This window comes from Pedobacter sp. JY14-1 (genome assembly GCF_029269825.1).
Classification (GTDB): Bacteria; Bacteroidota; Bacteroidia; order Sphingobacteriales; family Sphingobacteriaceae; genus Pedobacter.
Window position 1 is genome coordinate 399,111 of sequence record NZ_JARJHU010000001.1, and the last position, 14,386, is coordinate 413,496.

Sequence of the window (14,386 nt, forward strand, 5' to 3'; positions counted from 1 at the left end):
AGGATAGAGGGCCGGGCAAGAAAAAAGGGTTCAACCAGCCCAAAAATTAAAATGACTAAATTTGCAGCAAACCAATTTTTTATGAGACGTAACCTTTTTGTTTTTTCCGCCGCGTTTTGCCTGTTATTGCTGACATTGGTTCAGTCTGCCTGGAAGCCCTGGGAAGAGGGCATGTTCCCCCTCAGCGAAGTCCATAAACTCGATTTGCAGAAAGCCGGCCTGAAGATCAGCACCCGCGAAGTTTATAATCCAAGAGGTACCAGTCTTATCGACGCACTCGTGAATGTGGGCGGGTGCACTGGCTCGTTTGTTTCTGCGGAGGGGCTCATCATCAGTAACCATCATTGTGCCTTCAGCGCTGTGCAACTGGCCAGTACACCGGAGAACGACTACCTGAACAAGGGATTTGTAGCCCGGAACCGGGAAGAGGAAATTGAGGCCAGGGGGCTTACCTGCCGGATCACCGACAGTTACGAGGATGTTTCTGCAAGGGTACTGAATGCGGTAGCGCAGGTCAGCGATCCTGCTTCACGACTCAAACTGATCAATGACGTAACGAAGAACATTGTTGCCGAGGCCGAAAAGAATGACCCGACGATTAAGGCAGAGGTTTCGGAAATGTTCATTGGAAAGAGCTATGTACTGTTCCGCTATAAGACCATACAGGACGTACGCCTGGTCTATGTGCCCAACCGGCAGATCGGCGAATTCGGAGGCGAAACTGACAACTGGGTATGGCCGCGCCATACGGGCGATTTTTCCTTTATGCGGGCCTATGTGGCACCCGACGGGTCTTCGGCTAAATACGCGAAGGAAAACGTGCCCTACAAACCTAAAAAATTCCTGCGTGTCAATCCAAAGGGGACCAGCGAAGAGGATTTCGTGTTCATACTGGGTTATCCCGGCAAAACATTCAGGCACCGTCCTGCGCAATTTGTGGCTTACCAGGAGAAATCGGTATTGCCGTACATTGCCGGTCTGTATGAGTTCCAGAACGGAGTGATGGAAAAAGCAGGGGCGGCAGACAAGACGACGGAACTGAAGCTGGCCACGCGCATCAAACGTAATGCGAATGTGATGAAGAACTACCAGGGCAAGCTACAGGGTTTGAAGCGCATGGACCTGGTGGCCAAAAAGAAACAGGAAGACGCCGGCCTGGCCAGATACATTAACGGAAATGCTGCACTTAAAGCGAAGTACGGGACGCTGATGGCCGATATTGACAATCTGTACAAACTCATCAACAGCGATGCCGACCGGGACATCTGGCTGACGCAGATCTACAGTTCGACCAGTTTGCTTCAGGTGGCAAGAAACATCAATACATTTAAGACCGCGCTGACGGCTAAACCCGCAGCAGAAAAGCAGGCCTTCTTCGATGAACAACTGCCGAAGCTGAAAAGCACACTGGAAAGCAACTATGAGTCATACGATCTGGAAACGGACAAAGCGATCTTCAAGCGTATGCTGGAAGATGCTTCGGCCTTTAACCTGACGCAACGGGTAGATGCCGCGGCCAGGATCAGCAACCGGGGGTCTACGGTAAAGGATGTGGTAGACCGTTATGTGGAGACGACGCTGGGCATCAGCAAGCTGAATAACCCGTCATACGTATACAGTACCCTGCTCGCTTCACCAAAATCGGTAGAAAACTATACCGACGGGATCTTATTGTTTGAGCAGGACATTGCCCGGCAGGTTGCCGAACTGAAAACAGAAAAGGACCGGCGTGAGGGTTTGCTGAATAAGCTCATGGGCGATTACGTGAACGTACGGGAAAAGTTCCTGCAAAAGAATTTTGTGCCGGATGCCAACAGCACATTGCGCCTGACCTACGGACATGTGCGCGGATACCGTCCGGCAGATGCAACCTATATGCGTCCTTACACGAGTATCAAAGGAATTATCCAGAAAGGTGCAGGAGGCCATCCTGACTTCGCCTATCCCGAACAGATCAGGACTCTCTGGGAAGCAAAAGATTTCGGGGCCTATGCAAAGAAGGACCTGGCGGATGTGCCGGTGGCCTTCCTCTACAATATGGATACAACCGGAGGCAATTCGGGCTCTCCGGTACTGAATGCTTTTGGTGAACTGGTGGGTGTAAACTTCGACCGGGCATACGGAGCAACGATCAACGATTACGCCTGGAACGAGAGCTACAGCCGGTCAATCGGAGTAGACATCCGGTATGTACTCTGGGTAGCAGAAAAGATAGACAAGGCTGATTTCCTGATCCGGGAAATGGGCGTGAAAAATACGTTGTAGATTAATTTAAAATTAAAACCAAAAAACAGATAATACATGAGAGTTGTTGCTGAACTGCCGCACCCCGAATGCAAGATCACGATCTTCAGCATGAATCAGAAGTACATCGTTAAGTTTGAACAGGGCACCTTGGAACAAAGCTATAAATTGTCTGAACTGGACCTGAGCGGGGGTGGCGTAAACGATGTGTTTGAAATTCTGGACGAGGAGTTTATCGCTACCGTAATAGCCAGGTTCAGCGGTATGCGTAGCGATTTCTCAGCTGCTTACAAGAGACATCAGTATTAATTGAGATAAGCTACATAATATACTGTAATACATAAGTTTTAATTTCAAAAAAACATAAAACCAAACAAAATTCCGTGATGGGTGCTATTTAAACATGGGGGTTGGATTTCAAAATGTTGCATGATAAAAACATTTTATTTATATAATTCGAGATAAATACATTGAATAGCAATGAGTTAAATTATACCATAAAATATTATTTTGCTCCTTTAACGCGCCAAATAAATGAATGGTCAAACGTATGGATGCAGAAAAAACCGGTGTATTGAATACCGTAATTTAAATAAGATTCTCCATATTTTTTCGTTACTTAGGCAAGTATTAAAAAACACCATTCGACAATCCGCATGAACAAGGCTTACATTCGTACTACCCTCCTACCCTGTTTATTTTTTGCATTTCCGGTACTGACCATAGCCGTTGCTTCCTGCAATAAAGTAGATGAATCTATACAGCGCGATGTAACCATTCGTCCCGATACCGTGGTCTTTACCATACCTGTTATCAGCACACTCAACAGCGGTTCAATTGCCGGTGATTTTCCTGTAACGATAAATGTGGAGCAAAAAATAAAGGATGCAACAAAGGGTGAATTCGGAGCCGGAAACCTCACTGACCTGCGCATTGCTTCCTTTAAAATGGAACTGACAATTGGGGCGGCAGATACGCCTGACGTGAACAATAACCTGGGTAATTTTGAAGCGATAAGTGTGGAGATCAAGGCTGACCCCTACAAGGCGACGATTGCCAAAACCGATGCAAATTCTGCTTCAAACATCAGGACGGTAACCATCGGAGGCGGCGTCAATTCTCCCGATCTGAATACCCTGCTGCAGAAAGGCAGCTTCCGCTACGACATCCGGGTAAAGGCCCGTAAAGAGACCACCAAAACCATTGAGGCAAGGGTACTGCCGGTGTTCACTGCGACAGTCAAAAAGTAGTCTCAGAGATCGGAAAATCCTTACTTTCTGACCGCCTTTTCCCAGATTACAGATTGTCTGCCGGAAAAGTAGCGGACGATCCCGGCCAGGACGGCATAGTTCATCACGCAGAAATAGTAAGGCACAAACAACACCTTCACACGCAGCTTGCGCGCTTCCAAAAGCTTTCCCAGATAGGCGGAAACGTAGAAAAATACCTGGCCGGCAAGCAAGATGGTATACAAGGGGCCGGCACCCTGCACTACGATCGCGATGTTGAGCAGCAGTGCCAGGATCATGAGCAAGGGTGTAACGGTCCAGCGGAGTACGCGATGACTGATGTATTGAAAGGAAAGTACGGGAAAACGAAAGGGATTAAGCAGGGCTTTCATCCAGATAACGGACTGTATGCCTCCTGCGGCAATCCTGACCTTGCGCTTCAGCTCTTCGGTGATGTTGGCTGAGGTATCTTCCTGCGCATAGGCCTCAGGCTCGTAAACAATCACATAACCTTTTTCGGCAATGCGCATGGAGATCATAAAATCGTCGAGCACACTGTTGAGCGGGACGGGTTCGTATAAGTCTTTACGGATACTGAAGAGCTCTCCTGCCGCGCCGACCACGGAATAAAGTTCCGAATCCAAGGCTTTGAGCCTGGACTCATATTTCCAGTAAAAACCCTCCCCTGCAGTTGCATCTGCAGTATTATCAATGATCACCCGCTTTTCACCGGCCACTGCACCTACTTTAGGGTCGCCATAGTGACGGCAGATGTAAAGCAGCGCGTCAGCATTAAGGAAGGTATTGGCATCGGTAAAAACAATGACATCGGTATCGACTCCGGCTATGGCGCGGTGCACTGCAGCGATCTTGCCTTTACGTTCCGGTGAATGGAGCAGGGTGATCTCCGGGTACCGGGCAACAATGTCCGGGCCCTCATCGGTAGAACCATCCGTTACAAACATCAGCCGCAGACGGTCCTTTGGGTAATTCAGGGCCAGGGTATTGGCGATCTTCTCTTCCAGGAGCCCTGCTTCGTTATAGGCAGCTACAATTAAGGTACAGGAAGGCATTTCCTCATAACTGAGCTGTCTGCGTTTTTTACTACCAAAAAAACGCTTCAGCCTGACCAGAAGATACAGCAGGATGCCATAACCGAAAAATGTATAGAAGACAATGAAAACTGAGATCCAGAATGCGATGATCATATATTTTTGCTTGAAAAAGTTTAATTGAGGGTATAGCCGAGGTCTGTACTGCCGGTACTGTGGGTGAGGTTCCATTTAATGGCACGGATGAGTACATTTTCAAAACCGGACTGCCCCGCCTTGCGGTAGGCCAGCAGGTTCCTAGGCGCTACCAGAAGCAGGAAATACAGGTAGAAGAACCAGCGCTGGTACCAGGCGGCATTGCGCCTGATGAAGAGGATGCGGTTGCGGTTCATAAAATATTCTTTGAGCGCGCTGTTCTTTCCTACGGAAAGCGACTCTTTATGGTAAATGAGCGCATGGGTATCAATAAAAATCTGAAAACCAGCATGTTTTATCCGGTCACACCAGTCCATCTCCTCGTAATAAAGAAAGAAGTTCTCTGCCATAAGACCAGCCTTGTCTATGGCTTCCCGTCTGACCATCATGGCGGCGCCATGGGCATAACCGGTAGGCTTCAGTTGTCCGCGGTACTGGCCTTTATCGGTTTCATACTGACCGATACAGTGGTTGCGGCAGGTGTAATAATTCATGGGAGTGAAGCCCGCATATTGAACGATCTGCTTGTCTTCAAAATAATTGATCTGTGGAGAAATCACCCCGATCAGCGGATTTTTATCTAAGGTTTCGGACAAGGTCTCCAGAAGGCCCGGTGTGAATTCGGTATCATTATTCACAAAAAATAAATATTTTCCAACAGATTCCCGTACCCCTAGGTTGTTTCCTCCGGCAAAGCCAAGATTAGCCTCCGAACGGATATATTTAATCTTGGGAAACTCGGCCAGGAATTCGTCCCTTTTGTCGCTTTGGCTACCGTTATCCACTAAAATAATCTCTATATTAGCCTTAGAACAGTGTTGATCTATAGACCTGAGCAACTCCAGGGTAGCCATGGGTTGATTGAAATTTACTGTGATGATGGAGATCAAGGCCATAACGTTAGTTTAAGTAAAAGTATTCAAAATAGACCATTTTGCCTGACAAAAATAAAATTTCTGATGCGCTGGAACAGTTTCGGAAACTTGAGGCGGGCGACGCGCAGCTGGCCGGCAAACTGGATGAGTTTATGGAACTGCTGCGCAGCAGCGAACTGGATTCCGAGAACATCAAGGGCATCAGAAAGCGCATCAACGATGAACTGGACCAAAAAATGAGCAGCAGCGAACTGATTGAGGAACTCAAGGAAGTTTCACTTTCAGACATAGGCAAAATGGACCAGTTGGACCGGCTGGAAACACTGCTGAACAATAATGACCTTGATTCCAGGACTGCAGGCGGACAAAGATGGAGCCAGAGGGCAGGTAAAATACTGAAGGTGATCATCGGCTTTCTATTCATTACGCTGGGCTTCGCCATGATCATCATGCCAGCCCCGCCCTACTTTGAAATGTTCACGATTTTCTACTTCAGTCCGGATGACGGCGTTACGTTGATGGACCTCATCTCGCTGACCATCATCGCGATAGGTACGTTTCTTGTAATAAGGTCGCTCATAAACGAGAAAAAAGTATGAACAAGACAATCTTGATGGTTGATGACGATATTGTGCAGCTGGAGCTTTTTAAAAGATTGCTGACCGCGAACGGCTATACATGTAAAACTGCACTTTCTGTAGATGCAGCGGAGTCCATACTCAACAGCGAGATCCCCGACCTGATCATTTCTGATTACCAGATGCCAGTAAAGGACGGCTTCGACTTCCGCCGGATACTGCTGCAGCATGACCTGCTGAAACAGATACCCTTTCTTTTCCTGACCTCTGTGAGTGACAATTCATTCATCCAGCAGGGACTGGACCTCAAGGCGATCGATTACATCAGCAAAGGAACGCCCGCCAAGCAGATCTTGACGAAGATTGACAACCTGATGCAATCGGTGCGTACACATTATGAGAAGTCGCTGAGCGAGATCAAGGGAATTGCCGAGAAGCTGAACCTGAGAAATACACCAGAGGCCGCACCGGTACTTAAACGGTTTTCCATCAGTTTTTTCAATACGCATTACCAGAACCATCCCGGGGGAGATTTTATCGATTTTATCCAGGTAAATGACAGGTATACGTTCATTATACTTGGTGACGTAATGGGCAAAAAATGGGGAGCCTGGTTTTTCTCCTTCAGTTTCCTGAGTTATATCCGCTCGGCAGTCCGGCTTTGCGTATATGACGGCGACTTGTCTTTATCAGTGATCCTGGCAAAGCTGAACCGGGTGATCTATTCGGACACCTTACTGAGCGAGATCTTCTCCACACTGGGCATCGTCTTACTGGATGATGAGACCGGAGCAGTGAAATATGCAGGTGCCGGCGACCTGCCCGCCCTGAAGTATGACGAGGCGAAGGAAGAACTGAAAGCATACCGCTCTGAGGGCATACTGCTCGGCTTTCTGCCGGAAAGCACCTATAATGAACTGGACATCAGGCTGGAAGGCAATGATGAATTATTCATGATTTCGGACGGAATGATCGATTTTGAAATTGACGGTGTAAAAAGATCAGATATTAATATATTTAAGTTAAAATTGTATGAGCTGAAGAAAAACGGCAGGTCTGCAAACGATATTAAAGATATTTTGTTTGACAAGCATACTTCGCAGGTTGACGATTGCAGCATCATTACGATCAAACCGATAAGGCAATGAAAATAAACAAGGCAGTACATGGTGAGGTGATGGTAATTACCATTGAGGAAAAGGAAGCCAACCTATCCAATTCTGAACAGTTCAAGACACAGGTGATACAGGAGATCGCAGCTGGCAGGCACCGGCTGATCATTTCGTTTATCCATGTGGAGTATCTGGACAGTTCTTTTCTGGGTGCACTGGTAGCGATACTAAAGGCTTTACTGCCTTACGAAGGCAGGCTGATACTCAGCGGGATGAACGGCGATATTGTAAACCTGTTTGAACTGACCCGGCTGGACAAGATCTTTGTCCTGAAGGAAAACACAGACCTTGCACTTAAAGAATTTTAAATGGACAAGACATTTCCTGTTGTACTTGAACTGGATGTTCCCAAACATCCCCGAGACATCTTCAGCTTTACCAAGGCTGCAATGCAGCAGGTTATGGACTGCCGTGATTTAGACCTTGCAACCCAGCGCAAGATCAAAATGATACTGATCGAGCTCGTAACCAATTCGATCAAGCACTCGGGGCATTCGGACTCGCAGATCAGGCTGGTGATCGACGAGCCTTCGTTAACCATACAAAAAAAGGAGAAGGGCGTGCAGATCGAGTTTATGTCGAGTGAGCAGCAGATCCCGTTTGAAGAGATCGACAAAACCATAAAAATTTCATTTTCAACGGAAAACAATCATCATGTAAAAACGCTGGACCGTTACAAATTCAGATTCCTTGACCCTTTTAAGGAAGGATTGAACATTGAACATATGCCGGAGCACTTTGGTTTTTATATCATTACACTTGCCTCTGACAGCTTTGTTTATCAGTATGATCCGGAAAAAAAGGAGAACCATTACATCGTAAACATCAATACCTGAGCGGGCATAAATTCCCCAGCCTTTGTTTTCCAGGGAAAATATTCCCCACATCTTCAGAAAACGGGTTTCTACAACTCCTACTTCTAATGGTAAAAGTGACCTTTAAATACCGTGTAGGGCATTTTTCAGATTAAAAGCCATTATCATCAGCCTTGGAACGGATTTTGGCATTGACCGGGCGACTAGATAACCCTATATATATGAAAATAAAATTACTATCTGTTGCGCTCTTACTCGCAGTTGCCGGTACATCCTGCAAAAAGAGTATAGAATCGGAAAAATCTGTCAGCACGGGGCTTGAAAACCTCAACGTACCTGGTTCTTTCGACTGGAGCACTACCCAGGAGATCAATTTCAGCATCGGAACCAGCGACTCCAGGTTCCAGAACCAGATCCATGTCATCTACATCTATGACCAGGACCCTGCCAAAGGTGGAAAAATACTGGCAAAAGGTGCCACCACCCTGGTTACACCATTTAACACCAGACTTGCGTTTGCAAGTGCAACCAGAGAAGTCTATATCCTGAAAAGCGCGCCGAACGGCGTGAAGACAGGTCAGAATGTTTCCCTCAATTCAAAAAACGTTAGTGTCTCCTTCGGAGCGGCAGGAATTTCCAGCCTAAGCTACAGCAATACCGACAGAAGAGTGATGGCTGCACCGAACAGCGGCCAGGTGGCCAGTATACCCGACTGTCAAAGATCGACTACAGATGCCAATATCAATGTTGGAAATTTTGAAGTGGTCTGTTTTAACGCTACAGCAAATGCCACAGTTGACATCAATGGTAATAATGGCGGTACGGTGAGGCTGAACGCGCCCGGAAAGACCATCACCCTGAGGAACTTCAACCACACCAATATGAGCCTTGTTGTGGAACCGAACACCAAACTGGTCGTGCAAAACACAGAGATCAAAACGAACGAGACCTGGACCATTAACGGCACACTTGAAGTTACCGGTAAGCTGGATGTGAAAGGTACACTGAGCAATTACGGTACAGCAACCATTAATAACCTGCAGATGAACAGCCAGTGTATTGTAAATAATTATTGCAAACTGCTGGCAACTGACCTGATCGCAGACAACATCCTGAATAATTACAGTTATGTTGCCATTTCAAATGCCATGCGGATCAACAGCAATGGCCGTGTAAACCTGATTGGGGGCACTACAAGCGGCGCTTACCTGGAGACCAAGAACCTGGACAAAGGCAGCAACCAGGGCCGTGTGGTGGGCAGTAATGCGACAGGTCTGTTTAAAGTTACCGGCAATATTGACAACAACCTGATACTGGATGCAAAGCAAACCAGTAACAGCCAGGTGGTAGCGGGTAATCTGGAACTGTGTACCAATGTACAGAATCTTCCTGCAGGCTTTTTCCTATCTCCTGCCAAACTCGGTTGTGAGGCTTATATTGAAAAAGGCGATTGTATGCTGGCAGGCAACGGTACCGCGCCTACCACTGGTAAGGACAGCGATGGCGACGGGGTAATGGACGACGACGATGACTATAAAGATGACAAGGATAAAGCCTTCAATACTTATTCTGTAAATTACAAAAATGGTGGCTCTACCCTGGCATTTGAAGACAACTGGCCCACCCGTGGCGACTACGACCTGAACGACGTCGTATTGACTTACCGCTATAAAGTAGTAACCAATGCCACAAACAAAGTAGTGGAGGTGAATGCAGGATATACGCTGATCGCTACCGGGGCAGATTATATTAATGGTGCGGGCGTTCAGTTCCCGCTGGCTGCAGGTAAGGCTAAGCTGACCAAGGCACCTGCCGGAGTATACCTGGAAGACAAGCAGGACAGTGTAGTACTGATCCTTTTCGACAACAGCCGCAAACTGCAGGCTACAGGAAACACAGTGCTGGGTAACCCCACTTCGCCAAAGGTAGATTTCGATATCGTATTTACGGTAGCAGATGGTCCAGAGATCAAAAACTTTGGCGCGTTAGCCTACAACCCTTTTATATTCAACATGACCAACGGCTTTGGACGCGGATATGAAACGCATTTGTACGGAAAGAAACCAACTAATCTGGTGAACAGTAATCTGTTTGAGACTAAGGATGATTATTCCAAGTCAAACAATAAGTACTACAGTACAAAAGACAGATTGCCATGGGCAATTGAGGTACCGATCGCGGATTTTGGTTACCCGGTCGAAGGCAAACGTATTGACAATGCCTATACCAACTTTGCAAACTGGGCGACATCCGGCGGCAGCAACAGCCAGGAATGGTACGACTTGTTATCGGGAGGTGCCAATAAGGATCTGATCTACAAGTCAAAGTGATACTGAACCATATCAAACTTAACAAAAAGCCGGACGTCTTTCGATGTCCGGCTTTATATATATATACAAGGCCATTAATTTGCTTTCATTCTTGTCCTGAGAGCACCGGAAACCTGCGGAAACAGGCGTATACCGTGGGTTATTTCAGCTTTGAGACCAGTACCCTGGTAAATTCTTCTGAGCCTTCTTTATTCAGGTGAAATACATCGGCAAATTTCCGGTATTGGAAATTAAACGCCGGGTTTTCAGAAAAGTTAATAAATCTGACATCCCCGAACTCACCGGCAACTTCCATCAGTTTCCTGACCCGGTAATTGATCGGTTCCTTCAATATTTTAGGAGATATGATGACATAGGTTTTAATATGGTGTTGCTTCGTCAGAGAAAGAAAATGCCGGAAGTAATCAAGTGCCTTTTCGTCGATATTCGGGTCATTGTCGTTTTCAGATTCTTTACTTTTCTCCATGGTCCTCTTGTGGTCTGCAAACATAGCCTCGGTCATTTCTCCTGTGAGCGGGCTGTAGCCATTATCCTCGGCAGGTAGTTTGTAAGCGAAAAGCGAATTGTAAGCCAGGATAAACAAGCTGGAATTATAAGGATAAGTACGCGACCATAACTTTAACTTCTCCCATTTCCCCCCTTGTTCTACGTAGCTGCGCAGTTCCGGATGATTACGGCAGTAAGGCAGCAGAACGGATAATTTCTCATATTTACCTTCGCCTCTGGCCAGTTCCCAGGAGTTGACGTCAAGCAGGATCATCTTTGGCGTATACCGCTTAAGCGTAGCCTCAAGCACAGCCGTGTAGTAAGGAATCTGCTGACCATCCCGCCCAGTATTATAGCAGCTCATCTTAAGTGAGTCTGACAATATTCCCGGAACATAATGCCGGACTGCCCTGGAACTACCGAAAACCAGTATGTCCTGCCGGGTGCTGTCCACCGCATAGGTAACCTGGGCAAACTGCCCCTTCCTTTGGCTGAAATAAACCTTTTGCAGTGTAAAACCGATCAGCTGATCTGTAATGATGACCAGTAAAATAAAAAGGATGAAACGCCTAATAAAAAACAAGAGATCTGGCTTCATTACTTAAAATTGAAAATAAATAAATTGTCCGCCGCTGAAAACGCCGAAAAGCATAATGATGAACAGCATTGCCAAGGCGGCCGTCCACCTGACCACAACTGAACGGTGGGTGAAAAAATTGAACCTTTCCTGAATATATTCCATTTTATATTCGGCAATGAAAAGCAATACGATAGCGAGTATACAATGGGCCATATTGCTGATGCCGTCACCGGTAAAGGGGCGTGCTCCAAAAGATTTCAGGTTGCCAATAAGCTCGAAGGCGTCATGAACAGTTTCTGCTCTGAAAAATATCCAGGCGAAAGTAACCAGCGCCAGCGTAAAGAAAATGCTCAGCAGGTTGAGTAGCTTACCCGGGATCCGGGAAGCTGCTGCTAAGAACTCCCGCAATGGCCGGAGCATCATTCCGGATAAGGTATAGAAGGCATGGAGCAGGCCCCAGATAATAAAAGTATAGTTGGCGCCATGCCAGATACCGCTGACCATAAATACGATGGTCAGGTTGAGATAGACCCTGGCCTTTGGCACCCGGTTGCCCCCAAGGGGAATGTAAAGATAATCCCTGAACCAGGTAGACAGGGAAATGTGCCAGCGGCTCCAGAATTCGCTGATGGACTTTGAAAAGTAGGGACGTCTGAAGTTGATCATCAGGTCGTAACCCATGATCCTGGCACAGCCGATGGCAATATCTGAATAGCCGGAGAAATCACAGTAGATCTGTACAGCGAAAAAGAGCGAGGCGATAACTACTGTACTTCCATTGTGCAGATCAGGATGTGCATAAACTGAATTGACATAGATGGAAAGCCTGTCTGCGACCACCAGTTTCTTAAAGAAGCCCCAGAGCATCAGCTGCAGTCCGGAAACTACCCTTGCGTATTCAAACTGATGTTTCTCATGCATCTGATGAAGGATGTTCTGCGGCCGCTCAATGGGGCCAGCCACGAGTTGCGGATAGAACATTACATAAAGGCTGTAGATACCAAAATGACGTTCTGCCTTCTGGTTGCCACGGTATACTTCTATGGTATAGCTCATCGCCTGAAACGTGTGGAAGGAAAGTCCAATCGGCAACAGTATCTTAAGGTATGGGACCGGGTTCTTATAGTGAAAGTCCCCCAGCAGATAAGTCAGGTTGTCATTCAGGAAATTGTAGTATTTAAAAATCACCAGGACGCCGATATTGGCAATAAGGCTCAGCACCAGATAGGACTTCCTTTTCTTACCCTGACTTTTCTCGATGTAAATACCCGCAAAATAATCGATAACGATAGTGAAGCCAAGTATCAGTATGTATACCGGCACGAATGCCATATAAAAATAGCAGCTCGCGGCAAGCAGAAGTACCCAGCGGTATCTATGGGGCAGCAGGAAATAAGTAACGGTGACAAGGATAAAGAACAGGATAAAATCCAGTGAATTGAACAGCATAAATTCAAGAGTTTGTCAAAGATATTAATTTGCAGTTCCGCAGGGACTTTTCGCCCTATATTTTTTATTGATGCACCTTAGACACATGAAATACCTGATCATCGCGATATTTCCGGGAAGGTCAGGCTGCAGAAGGCTGCATTTCCGGTTAAAAAATGTTGTTGTGATAAAACTTATATGAGTATAAAGAACGAAGCAGGAACAAACTCCACAATTCGCATATGATCGATTAAATCTGATGATAAAAAATATTGATTTATACGGTTTTTTAGTGATATATTGAGACGTTTTTCTAATACAGATTCTGGTAACATGCAAGCAAAAAAGCGGATACTCATCATCGGCTACGACTCAAATCTTTGTCTGGGGGTTTTATATTGCCTTAGAAAGGAAGATTATGAAATTTTCCTGGTGACCAGCAACCGCAAGAATGCCGCAAGGTTTTCAAGGTTTGTAAAAAAGATCCGTTATTACGAAAAACAGGATGAATTGTTAGCGGTCATTATCGATACGGTAAAAGCCAGCAAGATCGACCTGGTTATGCCTATTGATGAGATGGAAATCAAGTTTGCGAATGAACATCAGGACCAGATCAAGGCACATGCCGCCTTAAGCTGGACTACTCCCGCCGATAAGTTCAGTATCGGGATCAATAAGCTGTTGCTCGCTGAGTTCCTGACCAAAAACCAGATACCCTGTCCCAGGTTTGCTACAGCAGATACACTGGAAGCGCTGCTGTCGGCGGCAGATGAGATCGGATATCCTGTGCTGGTCAAACCTGCAAGGGGTTCATTCGGTCGCAGTATCATGAAGTTTACAGCCAGGGAGGAAATTGCGGAATTCTACAAGGATCATTTCGATACCGATTTCATACTGCAAAGGTTCCTTGTAGGGAGTGATATCACCTGTAACGTGATCTGCAGGAATGGAGACATCATCTGCCACACGATACAGGAATCTCCTGTAAAATATGGCTCGGATTTCAGCTCCAATGACATTCTGGAGTTCCATGAAGATGCGCAGGTGATCGATGCTGTAGGGCGTATGATGAAACTGCTTTCCTGGAACGGTGTCGCCTGTGTCGACATCAGGAGGGATAAGGAGGACGGAAGGATATATATACTGGAAATCAACGGAAGATTCTGGGCTTCGGTTGTTGTTTCCTGGCTGAAGGCCGGCGTCAATTTCCCGCTGATCATGGTCAGGCTGGCATTGGGGCTTCATGTAGATGTTCCGGCAGCAAAGCCATCAAGGCAAATTACCATGAAGCAGTACCTGGATTCCTTCTTCTCGGGCAAAAATTCCTTTAGGGACACAAAATATATCAGTTACGTATCGGATCCTGTAGCCAGGCTAGCACAAATTTTGAGATATTGACATT

The 14,386-nt window shown here is 46.5% G+C and carries 13 protein-coding genes; 9 read left to right on the forward strand and 4 right to left on the reverse strand.

The annotated features are described in order from the left end of the window. Positions 1-81: 81 nt before the first annotated feature. The 3 genes from P2W84_RS01750 to P2W84_RS01760 all read left to right on the forward strand — a co-directional run bounded on the left by P2W84_RS01750 (position 82) and on the right by P2W84_RS01760 (position 3,494). Complete coding sequence (locus P2W84_RS01750; protein ID WP_276088375.1) at positions 82-2,265, forward strand: S46 family peptidase; 2,184 nt, start codon at positions 82-84, stop codon at positions 2,263-2,265. Between the two features lie 36 nt (positions 2,266-2,301). Continuing rightward, positions 2,302-2,553 carry a hypothetical protein gene (locus P2W84_RS01755; protein ID WP_276088376.1) on the forward strand — a complete coding sequence of 84 codons (252 nt, stop codon included), beginning with the start codon at positions 2,302-2,304 and terminating at the stop codon, positions 2,551-2,553. A gap of 347 nt (positions 2,554-2,900) precedes the next feature. Then, a complete protein-coding gene (locus P2W84_RS01760; RefSeq protein ID WP_276088377.1) occupies positions 2,901-3,494 on the forward strand; it encodes a hypothetical protein in 594 nt (197 codons plus the stop codon). A 20-nt stretch (positions 3,495-3,514) separates the two neighbouring features. On the opposite strand, the gene P2W84_RS01765 is transcribed toward P2W84_RS01760, so the two are convergent. Continuing rightward, complete coding sequence (locus P2W84_RS01765; protein ID WP_276088378.1) at positions 3,515-4,681, reverse strand: glycosyltransferase family 2 protein; 1,167 nt, start codon at positions 4,679-4,681, stop codon at positions 3,515-3,517. 20 nt (positions 4,682-4,701) lie between these two features. Beyond that, positions 4,702-5,616, reverse strand: a complete 915-nt coding sequence (locus tag P2W84_RS01770) for a glycosyltransferase family 2 protein (protein WP_276088379.1) — start codon at positions 5,614-5,616, stop codon at positions 4,702-4,704. A 38-nt stretch (positions 5,617-5,654) separates the two neighbouring features. Here P2W84_RS01770 and P2W84_RS01775 point away from each other — a divergent pair, with 38 nt between their 5' ends. From P2W84_RS01775 to P2W84_RS01795, 5 genes are all read left to right on the forward strand, one after another. Next, on the forward strand, positions 5,655-6,194 hold the full coding sequence (locus tag P2W84_RS01775; RefSeq protein ID WP_276088380.1) for a hypothetical protein: 540 nt from the start codon (positions 5,655-5,657) through the stop codon (positions 6,192-6,194). Continuing rightward, positions 6,191-7,321 carry a SpoIIE family protein phosphatase gene (locus P2W84_RS01780; protein WP_276088381.1) on the forward strand — a complete coding sequence of 377 codons (1,131 nt, stop codon included), beginning with the start codon at positions 6,191-6,193 and terminating at the stop codon, positions 7,319-7,321. The genes P2W84_RS01775 and P2W84_RS01780 overlap by 4 nt, the downstream gene beginning before the upstream one ends. After that, a complete protein-coding gene (locus tag P2W84_RS01785; RefSeq protein ID WP_276088382.1) occupies positions 7,318-7,653 on the forward strand; it encodes an STAS domain-containing protein in 336 nt (111 codons plus the stop codon). The genes P2W84_RS01780 and P2W84_RS01785 overlap by 4 nt, the downstream gene beginning before the upstream one ends. Then, a complete protein-coding gene (locus P2W84_RS01790) occupies positions 7,654-8,181 on the forward strand; it encodes a hypothetical protein (protein ID WP_276088383.1) in 528 nt (175 codons plus the stop codon). It abuts the gene before it with no gap. Positions 8,182-8,381: 200 nt separating this feature from the next. Next, positions 8,382-10,490 (forward strand): LruC domain-containing protein, encoded by a 2,109-nt coding sequence (locus P2W84_RS01795; RefSeq protein ID WP_276088384.1) that lies wholly within the window; start codon positions 8,382-8,384, stop codon positions 10,488-10,490. A gap of 139 nt (positions 10,491-10,629) precedes the next feature. Here the strand turns inward: P2W84_RS01795 and P2W84_RS01800 are convergent, their stop codons facing one another. After that, complete coding sequence (locus P2W84_RS01800) at positions 10,630-11,574, reverse strand: hypothetical protein (protein ID WP_276088385.1); 945 nt, start codon at positions 11,572-11,574, stop codon at positions 10,630-10,632. A 3-nt stretch (positions 11,575-11,577) separates the two neighbouring features. After that, on the reverse strand, positions 11,578-13,005 hold the full coding sequence (locus P2W84_RS01805; protein ID WP_276088386.1) for an MBOAT family O-acyltransferase: 1,428 nt from the start codon (positions 13,003-13,005) through the stop codon (positions 11,578-11,580). Between the two features lie 312 nt (positions 13,006-13,317). Here P2W84_RS01805 and P2W84_RS01810 point away from each other — a divergent pair, with 312 nt between their 5' ends. Next, positions 13,318-14,382 carry an ATP-grasp domain-containing protein gene (locus P2W84_RS01810; RefSeq protein ID WP_276088387.1) on the forward strand — a complete coding sequence of 355 codons (1,065 nt, stop codon included), beginning with the start codon at positions 13,318-13,320 and terminating at the stop codon, positions 14,380-14,382. Positions 14,383-14,386: the final 4 nt, after the last annotated feature.